This window comes from Pseudomonas sp. PB106 (assembly GCF_009764645.1).
Taxonomy (GTDB): Bacteria; Pseudomonadota; Gammaproteobacteria; order Pseudomonadales; family Pseudomonadaceae; genus Aquipseudomonas.
Genome location: NZ_RWIM01000157.1, coordinates 13,789 through 29,732 on the forward strand (window position 1 = coordinate 13,789; position 15,944 = coordinate 29,732).

Sequence of the window (15,944 nt, forward strand, 5' to 3'; positions counted from 1 at the left end):
TTCCCCAGCCAAGGTGCCAACCGTGAGCGTGAACAACCCTCTGCTGCAGTCCTACGACCTGCCACCGTTCTCCACGATCCGTGCCGAACACGTCCTGCCCGCCATCGAAACGATCCTGGCCGACAACCGCGCCGCCATTGCCGAAATCCTCAAGACTCAGGTTCAGAACCCTACCTGGGCCGGCCTGGTATTGGCGATGGACGAACTCAATGACCGCCTCGGCGCTGCCTGGAGCCCGGTCAGCCACCTCAATGCCGTGTGCAACAGCGCCGAACTGCGCGAAGCCTACGAGTCGTGCCTGCCAGCCCTGAGCGCCTACTCCACCGAGATGGGCCAGAACCGCGAACTGTTCCAGGCCTATGAAGCGCTGGCCAACAGTCCGGAAGCCGCCGGTTTCGACGTGGCGCAGAAGACTATTCTGGAACACGCCCTGCGTGACTTCCGTCTGTCGGGTATCGACCTGCCGGAAGCCGAACAGAAACGCTACGCCGAAGTGCAGAGCAAACTGTCCGAGCTGGGCAGCCGCTTCTCCAATCAACTGCTCGACGCCACGCAGGCCTGGACCAAACACGTCACCGACGAAGCCGCCCTCGCTGGCCTGACCGATTCGGCCAAGGCGCAAATGGCTGCCGCCGCGCAGGCCAAAGGCCTCGACGGCTGGCTGATCACCCTGGAATTCCCGAGCTACTACGCGGTGATGACCTACGCGCAAGACCGTGCGCTGCGTGAAGAAGTCTACGCGGCCTACTGCACCCGCGCCTCGGATCAAGGCCCGAACGCCGGCCAGAACGACAACGGCCCGGTGATGGAAGAAATCCTCGACCTGCGTCAGGAATTGGCCAAGTTGCTGGGTTTCGCCAGTTTCTCGGAACTGAGCCTCGCCACCAAAATGGCCGAGTCCAGCGATCAGGTGCTGAGCTTCCTGCGTGATCTGGCCAAGCGCAGCAAGCCGTTCGCGGCGCAAGATCTGCAACAGTTACGCGCGTATGCCGCTGAACAGGGCTGCGCCGATCTGCAAAGCTGGGACAGCGGTTTCTACGGCGAAAAACTTCGCGAACAACGCTACAGCGTCGCCCAGGAAACCCTGCGCGCCTACTTCCCGATCGACAAGGTGCTTGGCGGTCTGTTCGCCATCGTTCAGCGTCTGTACGGCATCGAAATCGCCGAGCAGAAAGGCTTCGACACCTGGCACCCGGACGTGCGCCTGTTCGAAATCAAGGAAAACGGCCAGCACGTCGGCCGCTTTTTCTTCGACCTCTACGCCCGCGCCAACAAGCGTGGCGGTGCGTGGATGGACGGTGCCCGCGACCGTCGCCGCACCGTCGACGGCGTACTGCAAAGTCCGGTGGCCAACCTGGTGTGCAACTTCACCCCGGCCGACAGCGGCAAGCCTGCGCTGCTGACCCACGATGAAGTGACCACGCTGTTCCACGAATTCGGTCACGGCCTGCATCACTTGCTGACCCGCGTTGATCACGCCGGAGTTTCCGGCATCAACGGCGTGGCCTGGGACGCGGTCGAGCTGCCGAGCCAGTTCATGGAAAACTGGTGCTGGGAGCCGGAAGGCCTTGCGCTGATTTCCGCTCACTACGAAAGCGGCGAGCCACTGCCGCAGGACCTGCTGGAGAAAATGCTCGCGGCGAAAAACTTCCAGTCCGGCCTGATGATGGTGCGTCAACTGGAGTTCTCGCTGTTCGACTTCGAACTGCACGCGACCCACGGTGATGGCCGCAGTCCACTGCAAGTGCTGGAAGGCGTGCGTGACGAGGTGTCGGTGATGCGTCCGCCGGCCTACAACCGCTTCCCGAACAGCTTCGCGCACATCTTCGCCGGCGGTTACGCGGCGGGTTACTACAGCTACAAGTGGGCTGAAGTGCTGTCGGCCGATGCCTTCTCGAAGTTCGAAGAAGACGGCGTGCTCAACGCACAAACCGGTCGCGCCTTCCGCGAGGCGATTCTGGCGCGCGGCGGCTCACAGGCGCCGATGGTGCTGTTCGTCGACTTCCGTGGCCGTGAGCCGTCGATTGACGCACTCTTGCGCCACAGCGGCCTGAGTGAGGACGCGGCAGCATGAGTGAGGGGCCTGTGATTACCAAGAAGCGCTTTATCGCCGGGGCAGTCTGCCCGGCGTGCAGCGAGCCGGACAAGTTGATGATGTGGAGCGAGGACGATGTTCCGCACCGCGAATGCGTGGCCTGTGGTTATGCCGACACGTTGAATGCCCAAGGCCTTTCGGTGCCTAAAGAGCTCGGCACGCGGGTCAACACCAGCGCGCTCGACAAGCCGGCGCCGGACAAGAATGTGCAGGCGGTGCAGTTTTTTCCGAACCCGAAACTGAAGAAGAAGCCCGACGAGCAACACTGAGTCAGCCCCACCTTTCACCGTTTCGATGGTGGAAGGTGGTATCTGTCTACCGCCCCCTCCCCACGCTTCCTGCCTAATCTGGACTTTTCCACCAGACGTCAAGGAAGACGCCATGCCCGATTTCAATCCACTGTTACACACCTGGGACCTGCCGCCCTGGTCCAGCGTACGCGCCGAACATCTGGTGCCAGCGATCACCACCCTCGTCGCGACCAATCGACAGGTCATCAACAATATCGTGGCCAGCCAGGCACACACGCCCAATTGGGATGATCTGGTGTTGGCGGTCGATGCAACCGATGCTCAGCTTGAAGAAACCATTGCAGTGATTGAAGTCCTCTCGATGGCTCACCCCAACGAGACGGACTGGATCATCGCCACGGCAACGTGCAGCAACGCAGTCGAGGAATACAGAGCATGGAAAATGGGCCATCGAGGACTGTTCCGTGCCTATCAAAGCCTCGAAAAAAGCCCCATCGCGCGCAATTTCGATGCATCTCGTCAAGCGGCGCTGGGAAAAATCCTGCGCAAGTTTCGTTTATCCGGAATTGAGCTGACGGTTGAACGCCAACAGCAACTGGCCGGGTTGAATGCCGAAATCAGCCGCCTGGAAGCGCTATTCCTGAACAATCTCGAAAGCGACAGTGCCCAGTGGCACAAGCGTGTTGATGACATCACCCACCTGGCGGGGTTGCCTGACGCCGCCCGCCAACGTTTCGCCCAACTGGCCCAAGCGGCCGGCCACACCGGCTGGTTGATTCCGCTGGATCTCAACACTCATTTGCAGGTGATGACGTACGCGCAACATCGCGCCTTGCGCGAAGAATATTTTCTCGCTTTCTTCACGCGCGCCTCGGCGCAAAGCCCCCACTCCGGCCAGCATGACAACGGTCCCGTGCTCGAATCGTTGCTCACACTGCGGCACCAGAAAGCCGGACTGCTGGGCTACGACAATTTCGCGCAATTGCGTCAGGCCTCGGTCTCAGGCGAATCGACAGCGACTATCAGTGCGTTCATGACGCGGATGACCGAGTCGAGTGAGCGGGCACGAACGCAGGACTCCGAGAGGCTCGATGCATTTGCGCTTGCACGCGGCCTCCCTGACGTACAGGGCTGGGATCAGGAGTTTCTCGTCGAACAACTGCGCAATGAGCAGTTCGACGGCGCACTCGAAGACCTGCGTGACTACTTCCCACTGGAGGGCACGTTGCGCCGACTGTGCCAGTTCTGTGAGCGCATGTTTGGCGTGGGCATTACCGAGCTGGCAACGTTCGAACGCTGGCACGATCACCTGCGCCTGTTCGAAGTCAGCGAACACGGGCAGACCATCGGTTACTTGTATCTTCATCCGTTCAAAGGCGAGAACACGTTGGACTTTGCCGGCACGATAACCCTGCGAAACCGTCGGATCACCGCCGAAGGTCGACCGGTGCTGCCGATCGCTCTGATCTCGTGGAACCTGGCATCAGCAATCGATGGCCAGCCAACCCTGCTCGAGCACCTTGATCTGCGCGTGCTGTTCCACGAGTTTGGCCACTGCCTGCAACACATCCTGACGCGCTCTCCCCACCACACGCTTTCCGGCATTTCGCAGATGGCGCGCCCGACGGCGGAGTTCGCCGGAGAGCTGTTTGAGCGCTGGTGCTATTCCCGGGAGTTCCTCTTGTGGTTGAGCGCGCACCATCAGAGCGGTGAGCGCTTGAGCGAGAAGCGCATCGATGCCGTCCTGGCTGCCCTGCAAAGCCAGGCCAGCCGACAAACCGCCATTCAGCTGACCGTGGCCCTGCTGGACTTTGACCTGCACGCCAGTCACGGTGATGGTCGTAGCGTCGCGCAGGTGTTCAAAGACGTGCAAACGAAAGTCCCGCAACTCAAACTGCCGGAGAATTGCCGGTTCGCCAACAGTTTTGACTACATGGTGACCGGTTACCAAGCCATGGTGTACGCCTACCTCTGGTCCCGGGTTTTGGCCACCGAGGTGTTCAAAAGGTTTGAGCAGGATTGGGTATTCAACCCGACGACGGGCCGAGAGTTTCGCGAAATCTTCTTCACACCGGGCGATGTTCAGTCGCTGGTCAGTGCGGCTCAGGTTTTTCTGGGCCGACCAGTTGATGAGCTGTTTGCACCCGCCGACCTCTCGTGACTATTTGAGATTGACCGACTGAAACCAGCTCTTCATCGAGCAGGTAGCGAACGCGCTGGTGCTGCAATCACCATTGGCCAGCGCAGTGCGCAACTTGTCGGCATCGGCCTGCATCACATAGCGCACGCTGTCGCGAAAATGGCCGCTCTCACCAAAACCGCCTTGGGTCATTTCGCTCAAGGCGTCTTCTTTGCTCCAGCCTTGAACGACCACGCGGTACATCGCCGCCATCAGCCCAGTGCGATCGGAGCCGTGTTTGCAATGCATCAACACCGGGCCGTTGGCTTCGGCGGCTTGAATGGCCCGCAAGGCTTTGAGCACATCAGCGTCGTCGACGTGATTGGTGCGATAGGGCAATTGCACTTGATTGATACCCGGCGCGGACAACCAATTGCTGTCGGCTTCCGGGAGGAAGTTGATCACCGTGGCGACCTTGAGATTTTTCAGCAACGGCACGGCGCCGCCATCGGGCAATGCGCTGCGATAAAGCGTCGGTGACATCTGGAACAGGTTGTATTGCACCTCAACCGGCTGCGCCCACTCGGTCGGACGAACCGATGTCGCGCCTTCAGCCTGCGCCGGCATCCACTGCAGCAGCGCAACAAACGATAAATACAAAGCAGGAAACAAACGCACTCGGGACATGCTGGGTTGACCGTATCGGGATTGTTCAGTGAGCGAGGCCGCAGCTTCGTCGCTCGCCGGTCAAAGCCCCGTGAGGCGCTTGTCAAAGAAACGTGAATCCCTACTCCTTCATCTGTTTCATGGGTGAAAACCCGGTCTTTTTTGCGCTGAATCGGTTTATCAGGAAGCTTAGCCTGCTACCATTTGTCACATGATGTTGCAGACGTGTCCGGATTTACCGGGTCAGCCCCTTGCCGTCGCGACGAAAAAACCTCAAGCCGTTCGCAGAAACGGTTGAAACCCCTTAATGCCTGATGAGGTGCCCCCCATGTCTGATCAAGATCGAGACAACCCGCGGCGTGAGTTTTTGCGCAAATCCCTGACCCTGATTCCAGTGGTCACCCTGGCCGGCACCGGCCTGGGCAGCAGCGTCCTGCAAGCAGCGCCCGAAACTGCGCCTGCTGCACCCGCGCCGCAACCCGCACGCGCCGACGCCGGTGTTTATCAACCGAGCTACTTCACCGCCGAAGAATGGGCGTTCATCAATGCCGCCGTCGCGCAGTTGATTCCCAACGATGCCCAAGGCCCAGGCGCGCTGGAAGCCGGCGTGCCGGAATACATCGACCGGCAGATGAACACGCCCTACGCCGCCGGCGCGCTGTGGTACATGCAAGGCCCGTTCAATGCCGACGCCGCGCCGGAAATGGGTTGGCAGAGCAAACTGGTGCCAAAAGAGATTTATCGCCTCGGCATCGCCGCCACGGATCAGTGGGCAAAATCCCTCAACGGTAAAGTATTTGCTGAGCAAGACAGCGCTACCCGAGACGATTTGCTCAAGCAACTGGAAGCCGGCAAGCCACAGTTCGATGCCGTTCCGGCGAAGATTTTCTTCAATCTGCTGCTGCAAAACACCAAGGAAGGGTTCTTCTGTGACCCGATCCATGGCGGCAACAAAGGCATGGTTGGCTGGACCATGATCGGCTTCCCCGGCGCCCGCGCCGATTTCATGGATTGGGTGGAACGCAACGAGCAATACCCCTTCCCGGCAGTTTCGATTCGCGGCGAGAGGGCGTAAGCATGGCAACGGTAATGAAGAAGGTTGACGCAGTCATCGTTGGTTTCGGCTGGACCGGCGCGATCATGGCCAAGGAGCTGACTGAGGCGGGTCTCAACGTGCTGGCGCTGGAGCGCGGGCCGATGCAGGACACCTACCCCGACGGCAACTATCCACAGGTGATCGACGAACTCACCTACAGCGTGCGGAAAAAACTCTTTCAGGACATCTCCAAAGAGACCGTCACCATTCGCCACAGCGTTAACGACATCGCCCTGCCGAACCGCCAGTTGGGCGCGTTCCTGCCGGGCAACGGCGTCGGTGGCGCCGGCCTGCACTGGTCGGGCGTGCACTTCCGGGTCGATCCGATCGAGTTGCGCATGCGCAGCCATTACGAAGAGCGCTACGGCAAAAGCTTTATCCCCAAAGACATGACCATCCAGGACTTCGGCGTCAGCTATGAAGAGCTGGAGCCGTTCTTCGATTTCGCTGAAAAAGTCTTCGGCACCTCCGGCCAGGCCTGGACGGTGAAAGGTCAATTGGTCGGTCAGGGCAAGGGCGGCAACCCTTATGCGCCGGATCGTTCCAACCCGTTCCCGCTGGAAGCGCAGAAGAACACCGTTTCCGCACAGCTGTTCGGCAAAGCGGCGACAGAGGTCGGTTACAAACCCTACAACCTGCCGTCCGCAAACACCTCCGGGCCATACACCAACCCTTACGGCGCGCAGATGGGCCCGTGCAATTTCTGCGGTTTCTGCAGCGGTTATGTTTGCTACATGTACTCCAAGGCGTCGCCGAACGTGAACATTCTGCCGGCGCTGAAGCCGCTGCCGAATTTTGAGCTGCGCGCCAACGCTCACGTGTTGCGCATCAACCTCGACAGCACCAAAAGCAAAGCCACCGGCGTTACCTACGTCGATGCTCAGGGTCGCGAGATCGAGCAACCGGCGGATCTGGTGATCCTCGGTGCGTTCCAGCTGCACAACGTACGTTTGATGCTGCTCTCCGGCATCGGCAAACCGTACGACCCGATCACCGGCGAAGGCGTGGTCGGGCGCAACTTCGCCTACCAGAACATGGCGACCATCAAGGCGTTCTTCGACAAGGACACCCACACCAACAACTTTATCGGTGCCGGCGGCAATGGCGTGGCGCTGGACGATTTCAACGCCGACAACTTCGACCACGGCCCACACGGCTTCGTCGGTGGTTCGCCGATGTGGGTCAACCAGGCGGGCAGTCGACCGATTGCCGGCACCTCAAACCCGCCGGGCACACCGGCCTGGGGCAGTGACTGGAAACGCGCGACCGCCGATTACTACACCCACCAGGTGTCGATGGACGCCCACGGCGCGCATCAGTCCTACCGTGGCAACTACCTCGATCTCGATCCGGTGTACCGCGATGCCTACGGCTTGCCGCTGCTGCGGATGACCTTCGACTGGCAGGAAAACGACATCAAGATGAACCGCTTTATGGTTGAGAAAATGGGCAAGGTCGCCGAAGCGATGGGCCCGAAAGCCATCGCCGTGATCAGCAAGCAGGTTGGCGACCACTTCAACACGGCGGCGTATCAGACCACCCACCTCAACGGTGGCGCGATCATGGGCACCGATCCGAAGAAGAGCGCGCTGAACCGTTACTTGCAGAGCTGGGACGTGCACAACGTCTTCGTGCCGGGCGCCTCGGCGTTCCCGCAAGGCCTGGGTTACAACCCGACCGGTCTGGTGGCTGCACTGACCTACTGGTCGGCGAAAGCGATCCGCGAGCAATACCTGAAAAACCCCGGCCCGCTGGTTCACCCTTAAGGAGCGATGACCATGAAGAATTTCGTTATCGCGACGTTGGCACTGCTCGGCAGCGCCTCAATCCACGCGGCTGACGTTGATCAAGCCTTGATCAAACAAGGCGAATACCTCGCACGCGCCGGTGACTGCGTGGCTTGCCACACGGCCAAGGGCGGCAAGCCGTTCGCCGGTGGCCTGCCGATGGAAACCCCGATCGGCACGATCTACTCGACCAACATCACCCCGGATAAAACCGGTATCGGTGAGTACAGCTTCGAGGATTTCGATCAGGCCGTGCGCCATGGTGTCGCCAAGAACGGCAGTACGTTGTACCCGGCGATGCCCTATCCGTCCTACGCCCGTGTCAGCGAAACCGACATGAAAGCGTTGTACGCGTACTTTATGCACGGCGTAGAACCGGTCGCGCAGGAGAACAAGGACAGCGACATTCCGTGGCCGCTGAGCATGCGCTGGCCGCTGATGGGCTGGCGCTGGATGTTTGCGCCGAAGGTCGAGGATTACCAATCGACAAGTGCCGACCCGGTGATCGACCGTGGCGCCTATCTGGTCGAAGGTCTCGGCCACTGCGGCGCCTGCCACACACCACGTGCGCTGACCATGCAGGAAAAATCCTTGAGTGCGGCCGATGGCAGTAACTTCCTCGCTGGCAGTGCGCCGCTGGAAGGCTGGATCGCCAAAAGTTTGCGCGGCGATCACAAGGATGGGCTCGGCGGCTGGAACGAAGAACAACTGGTCCAGTTCCTCAAGACCGGGCGCAGCGATCGCAGCGCGGTGTTCGGCGGCATGAGTGATGTGGTCACCCACAGCATGCAATACATGACCGACGCCGACCTGACCGCCATCGCCCGCTACCTCAAGTCGCTGCCGGCCAATGATCCTGCCGATCAACCGCATCAATACGACGAGAAAGCCGCCAAAGCCCTGTGGAGCGGTGACGACAGCCAACGCGGAGCCTCGGTGTACATCGACAACTGCGCGGCGTGTCACCGCACCGACGGTCACGGCTACACGCGAGTGTTCCCGGCATTGGCGGGTAATCCGGTGCTGCAATCGGATGACCCGACGTCGCTGATCAACATTGTGCTCAAGGGTGGGACTTTGCCGGCGACGCACAGCGCGCCTTCTACTTTCACCATGCCGGGTTTCGCCTGGCGGCTGTCGGATCAGGAAGTGGCGGACGTGGTGAGTTTTATTCGTGGAAGTTGGGGCAACAAGGGCGTAGCCGTCAAAGCGGCTGAGGTTGCAGACTTGCGCAAGTCTGATCAACAGAACAACGATCTGTAAACTTATATAGCGTAATAAACACAAGGCCTGCCGAAACTTCGGCAGGCCTTGTTTATTATGGACTGATAATAACGCCGCAGACTTTTACTAGAGCACAAGCGCAAAGCAAGTGATAGATAACGCTTTAAGGCGATTCATCGTCCAACGCCATCAAGGCGTGTTGATACTTGCATAAGCCTTCGCCAGTGCGAGCAACTTGGCTTTATCCTGAGCATCGATGTCACCATCGCCGTCCACATCTTTTTCATTGCGAACGCTGAAGGTCTGGCCACCATCATAAGAGGCTGCCGTGACAAAGCTGGAGTTTTCGAGTTGGAAAGTTTCCACGGATTTCTCAGCATCCCAGCCTGTTTGCACATAAGCGAACTGCATCTGAACCAGAACTTCACCTGGATCAATAGGCGTAGGACCGAGCTTTTGCAGAAAAATACCACGACGATTAAGAGAGCCCATATTAAATTCCTTTTAAAATAATATTTGCGTCAGAGATGACGCGATTGATAGTACTGAACAATCACCAACAATCGCCATGTTCAATATGTATCGCCAAACTACCGGACTAAACTTCAGGCCCTATTAAGTTACTGTTATCTCTATCACGCCGTATGGGCGCCGAACGGCACTGTTCAAGTGCGCAGGCAGAAGATACTGTATGCACATACAGTCACGGCGATCTGAGCATGAACCCTCCAATTCCCCCACGCGGACGCGGCACCGCGACCAACCCGCACAACCGCTTCGCACCGAATCGCTCGGTGGCGGAGGATGACGGCTGGTATCAGGAAGTGCCCGAGACGCAAAATACCGAAGTGATGATCGAAACCGCGAAAACCATCATCACCCGCAACACTTCGCCGGATTTGCCCTTCGATCGTTCGATCAACCCCTATCGCGGCTGCGAGCATGGCTGCATCTACTGCTATGCGCGACCGAGCCACGCCTATTGGGACATGTCGCCGGGTCTGGACTTCGAAACCCGGCTGATCGCCAAGACCAACGCCGCCCAGGTGCTGGAAGAACAACTGAGCAAACGCGGTTATCAATGTGCGCCGATCAATCTCGGCTCCAACACCGATCCGTATCAGCCGATCGAGCGCGAACACAGGATCACCCGCCAGACCCTCGAAGTGCTGCTGCGCTATAAGCACCCGGTAACCATCGTCACCAAGGGTTCGCTGATCCTGCGCGATCTCGATCTGCTCACAGAGCTGGCGCAGCAACGACTGGTGGCGGTGATGATCAGCCTGACCACGCTGGACGACGAACTCAAACGCATTCTGGAACCGCGCGCCGCGGCTCCCAAAGCGCGGTTACGCGCTATCCGGGTGATGCGCGAGGCGGGAATTCCGGTGGGCGTGCTGTGTTCGCCGATGATTCCGATGATCAACGACAGCGAAATCGAAAGCCTGCTCACCGAAGCCCATGCCGCCGGCGCACAAAGCGCTGCCTACATGATGCTGCGCCTGCCACTGGAAGTAGCCCCGCTGTTCGAGGAATGGCTTCAAGCGCACTACCCGCAACGGGCGGCGCATGTGCTGAGCCTGATCCGCCAGAGCCGGGGCGGCGAACTCTACGACAGCCGTTTCGGCGCACGCATGCGTGGCGAAGGGGTATTCGCCGACCTCCTCGCGCAACGCTTTGCCAAGGCGATCAAACGTCTGGGTCTGAATCACCGCGAAGGCTACAACCTCGATTGCACTGCCTTCTGTCCGCCGGGTCGCCAGATGTCGTTGATTTAGCGACAATTGACCTATGGTTGAGGGGTTGGAATCCTTCCGCCGAAATCACCCAGTCACGTTTTTTGTGACCTGGAACACACGTTCTAGAGCGTTTGATTCAGTTTGAGTTAAGTTTCGGCGGCTACCTTGTTCATCGAGTGACTGACGGGTCGGGATGACCCGGATGTTTTAAACAGCCACTGGCTTCATACCGGAATACATGGGAACGACTCCCCTAATCCGCCAAAGAGGATGAATCATGAGTGACAAGGATAAACAGCCGTTGGCTGCGTCGGCGCAAACCCCTGAAGCGGAATCCGCCGATGCAGCGCTGCGACAGATCGTAGACGGCTTTTTGCATTTTCATCATGAGGTTTTTCCGCAGCAGGAAGAACTCTTCAAGAAACTCGCCACGGCCCAGGCGCCAAAAGCGATGTTCATCACCTGCGCCGACTCGCGCATCGTCCCCGAGCTGATCACCCAGAGCTCGCCTGGCGATCTGTTCGTGACCCGTAACGTCGGCAACGTTGTCCCGCCTTATGGCCAGATGAACGGTGGCGTGTCCACCGCGATCGAATATGCGGTGCTGGCCCTCGGCGTGCAGCACATCATCATTTGCGGCCACTCCGATTGCGGCGCCATGCGTGCGGTGCTCAACCCGGACAGCCTGGAAAAAATGCCCACGGTCAAAGCCTGGCTGCGCCACGCTGAAGTCGCGAAAACCATGGTGCATGACAATTGTCACTGCGCCGACGAAAAAGAAAGCATGCCGATCCTCACCGAGGAAAACGTCATCGCCCAGTTGCAGCACTTGCGTACCCATCCTTCGGTAGCCTCGCGCATGGCGAACGGTCATCTGTTCATCCATGGCTGGGTCTACAACATCGAAACCAGCGAAATCAAAGCTTACGACGCGGATCAGGGACGCTTCCTGCCGCTCGACGGCAGCCATCCGATTCCGGTGGCGACGCCCAAAGCGCGCTTCTAAATCCTCCTAAACATCTGTGTGGTTTGACGCCGGTCGCTGATTCAGCGGCCCGGCCTTGCCATGCCTGAAGAAAACTTCGGGAGAATCGCCATGCGTGCGGCTCAATTGAAAGCGGTGTTGCCACGGGAGCTGCTCGCTTCAGTGGTTGTGTTTCTGGTCGCCCTGCCGCTGTGCATGGGTATTGCGATTGCCTCAGGGTTGCCGCCGGCCAAAGGTTTGATTACCGGGATCATCGGTGGTCTGGTGGTCGGGTGGCTGGCGGGTTCGCCGTTACAGGTCAGTGGCCCGGCGGCGGGTCTGGCGGTGTTGGTCTTTGAACTGGTGCGCCAGCACGGCATCGAAATGCTCGGGCCGATTCTGCTGCTCGCCGGTTTCCTGCAACTGGTGGCCGGGCGCTTGAAGCTCGGTTGCTGGTTTCGGGTCACGGCGCCAGCAGTGGTCTACGGCATGCTCGCCGGGATCGGCGTGTTGATCGTGCTCTCACAGGTACACGTGATGCTCGATGCATCGCCGAAACCTTCCGGGCTGGATAACCTCGCGGCGTTCCCGGCAGCCGTAGCACAGGCGTTGCCGTCGTTCGGCTGGCAGGCCGGGTTGCTCGGGCTGTCAACGATTGCGGTGATGTGGCTGTGGGAAAAATTCCGCCCGCATTCGCTGCGGTTCATTCCGGGTGCGCTGCTCGGGGTGGGACTGGCGACGGTTGCCAGTTTGATGCTGGCGTTGCAGGTGAAGCGCGTCGAGGTGCCGGCGAATCTGGCGGAAGCCATTGATTGGCTGAGGCCGGCAGATCTGCTCAGTCTCGCCGATCCGACGCTGTTGATCGCTGCCTTCGCCGTGGCGTTTATCGCCAGCGCCGAAACGCTGTTGTCCGCCGCCGCGGTGGATCGCATGCACAGCGGCGTGCGTTCGGACTTCGACCGTGAGCTGTCGGCGCAAGGCGTCGGCAATATGCTCTGCGGTCTGCTCGGGGCGCTGCCGATGACCGGGGTGATCGTGCGCAGTTCGGCCAACGTTCAGGCCGGTGCGACCACGCGTTATTCGACGATCTTCCATGGCCTGTGGCTGCTGGCGTTCGTGCTGTTGCTGTCGAGTGTGCTGCAAAGCATTCCGGTGGCGAGTCTGGCGGGCGTGCTGGTGTACACCGGTTTCAAACTGGTCGACCTGAAAGCCTTCCGCGGCTTGAGCCGTTATGGGCGGATGCCGATGTTCACTTACGCGGCAACGGCGTTGGCAATCATCTTCACTGACCTGCTGACCGGTGTGCTGCTCGGTTTCGGCCTGACTCTGTTGAAACTGGCATTCAAGGCTTCACGGTTGAAGATCAGCCTGATCGATCTGCCTCAGGACGGCGAGATGGAGTTGCGTCTGGTCGGCGCGGCGACCTTCCTCAAGGTGCCGGCACTGACCCAAGTGCTGGGCAGTATTCCGGTGGGCACGACGGTGCATGTGCCGCTCAATAACCTGAGCTACATCGACCATTCGTGTCTGGAGTTGCTGGAAGAATGGGGCCGGGCGAATGCGGCGAAGGGCTCGAAGCTGTTGATCGAGTCGCGCGGATTGAAGCGCAGGCTTGAGGGACGGGTTCGGACGAACACTGGTATCGGTGCGGCCGGTTAAATTTCCCAGTCAAAAAAAAACCCTGTGGGAGCTGGCTTGCCAGCGATGGCGGTCTATCAGTCACAGACAATGTTGACTGATCCACCGCTATCGCTGGCAAGCCAGCTCCCACAGGTATTTGGGTGTAGCTCTGGATTACGCAGCAGGCTGGTCGAGTTCCAGGCCGACACCCAGTCGGCGGCCCATGCACGGCCAGCGTTTCCACGCGGCGCCGGTGTCCGGGCTGCTGAGTTTGTCGCGGTAGATTTCTACCGATTCCAGAGCAAAACTCTCGTCGTTGAGCATCTCGTCGATGGCGTGATGCACCGCTTCGTCCAGTTGGTTGGCAAATTCCTCACCGATCAATTGGTGAGCAATCAAGTTGGCGACCGTCATGTCCAAGGGGATCAGTGGCTGGCCGAAATGCTTGATGTACAGGTCGTTGACCTCTTCGACAAAACGGTGCGCCAGATAGGCCTCGTCGAGCAGGCTGTCCAGGCCAACGTGACCGGCCATGATCGCCGGCGGCTGGAGGAAATACTGCTCGGCGATTTTCAGCACCGGTTTGATCTGCGATTCGATTCCCGCTTCCCTGGCGACTTCATTGGCTGCATCCAGCAGGTCTGGCACTTCATCGATGTAGGCGGCGACAAAACGCGTCAGCACGCCTTGGGCGTCGGCTTCCGGCAACTGGATCGCCGGGTGTAAATGAGGCAGCTTGCTTTCCAGCTGACGGGTCAGCAGGCCGGTGTCTTTTTCGTGCTGTTGGGCTTTTTGGATCTGCTCGCGCAATGCGGCGGTGTTCATGAAAACTCCAGGAAACAAGGCAATGAAAGAGGGAAGACATAAGTTAGCTGGCTTACGAAAATTGCTAAGACGCATTTGTCATAATTATTTCATCCTTGATGCGCCTGCGTTATATCGATTTGCCACCACTCGTCTGCATCCTTCTCCATTCGTGACCTTGAACGCAAGTGCCAGCTGTTTCAGATGATTTACCTCGGCACATTGCAATTCCCCGACGCTGTCTATACTCGCCAATGAATGGAGTTAGCTGATGACGCCCGACTGCACCCGCAGCAAGGCCCGGCGATTCAAGTTCGTAGTCTGATGCAGCCGCTCCCTTGCCGCAGGCGAAAGCCGGCGGGATAACAAGAACGATAAGGGGAACCCGCAATGATGCGACATCCACACGTCTGGATGGGCCTCCTGTTGTGGTCGATTTTCAGTCCGGCGCACGCTGCCTGGACTGTGAATATGGCGCCTGGAGCGACTGAAATCAGTCACGCAGTATTCGACCTGCACATGACCATTTTCTGGATCTGTGTGGTGATCGGGATCATCGTCTTCGGCGCCATGTTCTGGTCGATGATGGTGCACCGCCGTTCTACCGGGCAGGTCGCCGCAAAATTCCACGAAAGCACCACCGTCGAAATTCTCTGGACCGTCGTGCCGCTGCTGATTCTGGTGGCGATGGCGGTGCCGGCGACCGCCACCCTGATCAAGATGTACGACACCAGTGAGCCGGATATCGATATCCAGATCACCGGTTATCAGTGGAAGTGGCACTACAAATACCTGGGCCAGGACGTCGAGTTCTTCAGCAACCTGGCCACCCCCGCCGACCAGATCCACAACAAGGAAGCCAAGGGCGAGCATTACCTGCTCGAGGTCGACAAGCCGTTGGTGCTGCCGACCGGGGCCAAGGTGCGCTTTCTCGTGACCTCCGCCGACGTTATCCACTCCTGGTGGGTGCCGGCCTTCGCGGTCAAACGCGATGCGATCCCGGGATTCGTCAACGAAGCGTGGACGCGCATCGACAAGCCCGGCATTTACCGCGGCCAGTGCGCCGAACTGTGCGGCAAGGATCACGGTTTCATGCCGATCGTGGTCGAGGTCAAGGAGAAGGCCGACTACGACAAGTGGCTCGCCGATCGCAAGGCCGAGGCCGCGCAGCTCAAAGAGCTGACCAGCAAGGAATGGACCCTCGACGAACTCAAGGAACGTGGCGACAAGATCTACCACACCACTTGCGTCGCCTGTCACCAGGCCGAAGGCCAGGGCCTGCCGCCGATGTTCCCGGCGCTCAAGGGCTCGAAAATCGCCACAGGACCGAAAGAAGGCCACTTGAGCATTGTCTTCCACGGCAAGCCCGGCACCGCCATGGCGGCGTTCGGCAAGCAGCTGTCGGAAGTCGATATCGCAGCGGTCGTGACCTACGAACGTAACGCCTGGGGCAACAACAAGGGCGACATGGTCACGCCAAAAGAAGTGCTGGAGCTGAAACAGGCGGAAAGCAAATGAGCCGGTCTATCGCGTACGTCGTGAACCGGTCGGGGCCGCGCGCCCCGGCCTGCCCCATCCA

13 protein-coding genes are annotated in these 15,944 nt (G+C 59.4%); 10 read left to right on the plus strand and 3 right to left on the minus strand.

All coding sequences use genetic code 11. From position 1 onward, the window contains the following. Positions 1-22 precede the first annotated feature (22 nt). From prlC to EJA71_RS20375, 3 genes are all read left to right on the plus strand, one after another. On the plus strand, positions 23-2,074 hold the full coding sequence (gene prlC, locus EJA71_RS20365; protein WP_158959376.1) for an oligopeptidase A: 2,052 nt from the start codon (positions 23-25) through the stop codon (positions 2,072-2,074). Then, a complete protein-coding gene (locus EJA71_RS20370; RefSeq protein WP_122593187.1) occupies positions 2,071-2,364 on the plus strand; it encodes a YheV family putative zinc ribbon protein in 294 nt (97 codons plus the stop codon). Before prlC ends, EJA71_RS20370 begins: the two co-directional genes overlap by 4 nt. Before the next feature lie 112 nt (positions 2,365-2,476). Further along, entirely contained in the window at positions 2,477-4,507 is a 2,031-nt protein-coding gene (locus EJA71_RS20375) for a M3 family metallopeptidase (RefSeq protein ID WP_158959377.1), read from the plus strand. On the opposite strand, the gene EJA71_RS20380 is transcribed toward EJA71_RS20375, so the two are convergent. Further along, a complete protein-coding gene (locus EJA71_RS20380; protein ID WP_158959378.1) occupies positions 4,508-5,152 on the minus strand; it encodes a dual specificity protein phosphatase family protein in 645 nt (214 codons plus the stop codon). It abuts the gene before it with no gap. A 307-nt stretch (positions 5,153-5,459) separates the two neighbouring features. Here EJA71_RS20380 and EJA71_RS20385 point away from each other — a divergent pair, with 307 nt between their 5' ends. Genes EJA71_RS20385 through EJA71_RS20395 form a run of 3 tightly spaced genes read left to right on the plus strand, consistent with a single transcriptional unit; the run spans position 5,460 to position 9,277 of the window. Further along, the gene (locus tag EJA71_RS20385) at positions 5,460-6,206 is read left to right on the plus strand and encodes a gluconate 2-dehydrogenase subunit 3 family protein (protein ID WP_158959379.1); all 747 of its coding nucleotides are present in this window, start codon (positions 5,460-5,462) and stop codon (positions 6,204-6,206) included. Positions 6,207-6,208: 2 nt separating this feature from the next. Then, positions 6,209-7,993, plus strand: a complete 1,785-nt coding sequence (locus EJA71_RS20390; RefSeq protein WP_158959380.1) for a GMC family oxidoreductase — start codon at positions 6,209-6,211, stop codon at positions 7,991-7,993. A gap of 12 nt (positions 7,994-8,005) precedes the next feature. Continuing rightward, on the plus strand, positions 8,006-9,277 hold the full coding sequence (locus tag EJA71_RS20395) for a cytochrome c (protein ID WP_158959381.1): 1,272 nt from the start codon (positions 8,006-8,008) through the stop codon (positions 9,275-9,277). A 150-nt stretch (positions 9,278-9,427) separates the two neighbouring features. Here the strand turns inward: EJA71_RS20395 and EJA71_RS20400 are convergent, their stop codons facing one another. Continuing rightward, positions 9,428-9,730 carry a hypothetical protein gene (locus tag EJA71_RS20400; RefSeq protein ID WP_158959382.1) on the minus strand — a complete coding sequence of 101 codons (303 nt, stop codon included), beginning with the start codon at positions 9,728-9,730 and terminating at the stop codon, positions 9,428-9,430. Between the two features lie 227 nt (positions 9,731-9,957). On the opposite strand from EJA71_RS20400, the gene EJA71_RS20405 reads away from it, so the two are divergent. From EJA71_RS20405 to EJA71_RS20415, 3 genes are all read left to right on the plus strand, one after another. Then, entirely contained in the window at positions 9,958-11,016 is a 1,059-nt protein-coding gene (locus EJA71_RS20405; protein ID WP_158959383.1) for a PA0069 family radical SAM protein, read from the plus strand. A 238-nt stretch (positions 11,017-11,254) separates the two neighbouring features. Continuing rightward, positions 11,255-11,983 carry a carbonic anhydrase gene (locus EJA71_RS20410; RefSeq protein ID WP_064116616.1) on the plus strand — a complete coding sequence of 243 codons (729 nt, stop codon included), beginning with the start codon at positions 11,255-11,257 and terminating at the stop codon, positions 11,981-11,983. 90 nt (positions 11,984-12,073) lie between these two features. Continuing rightward, positions 12,074-13,600 carry a SulP family inorganic anion transporter gene (locus EJA71_RS20415; protein ID WP_158959384.1) on the plus strand — a complete coding sequence of 509 codons (1,527 nt, stop codon included), beginning with the start codon at positions 12,074-12,076 and terminating at the stop codon, positions 13,598-13,600. Positions 13,601-13,735: 135 nt separating this feature from the next. Here EJA71_RS20415 and EJA71_RS20420 read toward each other — a convergent pair whose 3' ends face one another. Further along, positions 13,736-14,386, minus strand: a complete 651-nt coding sequence (locus tag EJA71_RS20420; RefSeq protein ID WP_158959385.1) for a hypothetical protein — start codon at positions 14,384-14,386, stop codon at positions 13,736-13,738. 369 nt (positions 14,387-14,755) lie between these two features. On the opposite strand from EJA71_RS20420, the gene coxB reads away from it, so the two are divergent. Further along, positions 14,756-15,883, plus strand: a complete 1,128-nt coding sequence (gene coxB / locus EJA71_RS20425) for a cytochrome c oxidase subunit II (RefSeq protein ID WP_158959386.1) — start codon at positions 14,756-14,758, stop codon at positions 15,881-15,883. Positions 15,884-15,944 lie beyond the last annotated feature (61 nt).